General features: G+C 69.8%; 1 protein-coding gene and 1 pseudogene. Both read left to right on the top strand.

Going from position 1 to position 1,232, the window contains the following annotated elements:
- Positions 1–756: TatD family hydrolase (locus QIT00_RS38685; protein ID WP_282540188.1), on the top strand; the 756-nt coding region annotated here is incomplete at its 5' end.
- A gap of 3 nt (positions 757–759) precedes the next feature.
- Positions 760–1,232, top strand: a pseudogene (locus tag QIT00_RS38680) (metabolite traffic protein EboE); the annotation flags it as partial.

Genomic DNA, 1,232 nt, shown 5'->3' with positions numbered 1-1,232 from the left:
TTCTGGCTCGGTCAGCCGCGTACCTCGGTGGCGTCCTTTCTGGACTACTTCGATGCCCTGCTCGGCTGGGAGCCGTTCCGCGCGGCGCAGTACGGCATCGCGCACCACTGCACGATCGCTCTCAACCCGAAGGAGGCCAACGACCCGCGTTGTATGCCCGTCCTCGACCAGCTGCCCCGCTATCTCGTCAAGGACGGAGTGGTGGCCGTCGGTGAGATCGGCTACGACTCGATGACGCCGGCCGAGGACCGGGCCCTGGCAGCTCAGTTGGAGCTGGCCGCCGATCATGAGCTGCCCGCGCTCGTGCACACTCCGCACCGTGACAAGCTGGCCGGCCTGCGCCGCACCCTGGACGTCGTCGCCGAGTCCGCGCTCGAACCGCAGCGCGTCCTCCTCGACCATCTCAACGAGACCACCGTCAAGGAGGCCAAGGACGCGGGCTGCTGGCTCGGGTTCTCCGTCTATCCCGACACCAAGATGGACGAGGACCGCATGGTGGCGTTGCTGCGGACCTACGGCCCTGAGAAGGTCCTGGTCAACTCGGCTGCCGACTGGGGCAGGAGCGACCCGCTGAAGACCCGCGAGGTGGCCGAGGCCATGCTCGCGGCGGACTTCTCCGAGGAGGACGTCGACCAGGTGCTCTGGCAGAACCCGGTCGCCTTCTACGGCCTCAGCGGCCGCCTCGCCCTGGACCCGCGCGGCACGGACACCGGGGCCACACACGAGGGGAACTCCATCCTGCGCGGAGGGGAGTGACCCATGCGTTTCCGGCATCCCGACGGCTCCATCGTGCACCTCGCCTACTGCACCAACGTCCACCCGGCCGAGAGCCTCGACGGTGTCCGCGCCCAGCTTCGCGACTACTGCGAGCCCGTCCGCCGCAGACTCGGCCGCGACCGCCTCGGCATCGGCCTGTGGCTGGCCCGCGACGCCGCCCGTGCCCTGATCTCGGACCCGGCCGCCCTGCGCGAGCTGCGCGCCGACCTGGACCGGCGTGGCCTCGAAGTGGTCACCCTCAACGGCTTTCCCTACGAGGGATTCGGTGCCCAGGAGGTCAAGTACCGCGTCTACAAGCCGGATTGGACCGACGCCGAACGGCTCACCCACACCACCGACCTGGCCCGGCTGCTCACCGTGCTGCTGCCCGACGACGTCAGGGAAGGCAGCATCTCCACCCTTCCGCTGGCCTGGCGCACCCCGTTCACCGAGCAGGACGCGGCCACCGCCCGCGG

It is taken from the genome of Streptomyces luteolus (genome assembly GCF_029968015.1).
GTDB classification, from domain to species: domain Bacteria; phylum Actinomycetota; class Actinomycetes; order Streptomycetales; family Streptomycetaceae; genus Streptomyces; species Streptomyces luteolus.
The sequence above is the reverse complement of the archived record's forward strand: the minus strand, read 5'-3'. Positions and strand labels throughout refer to the sequence as shown.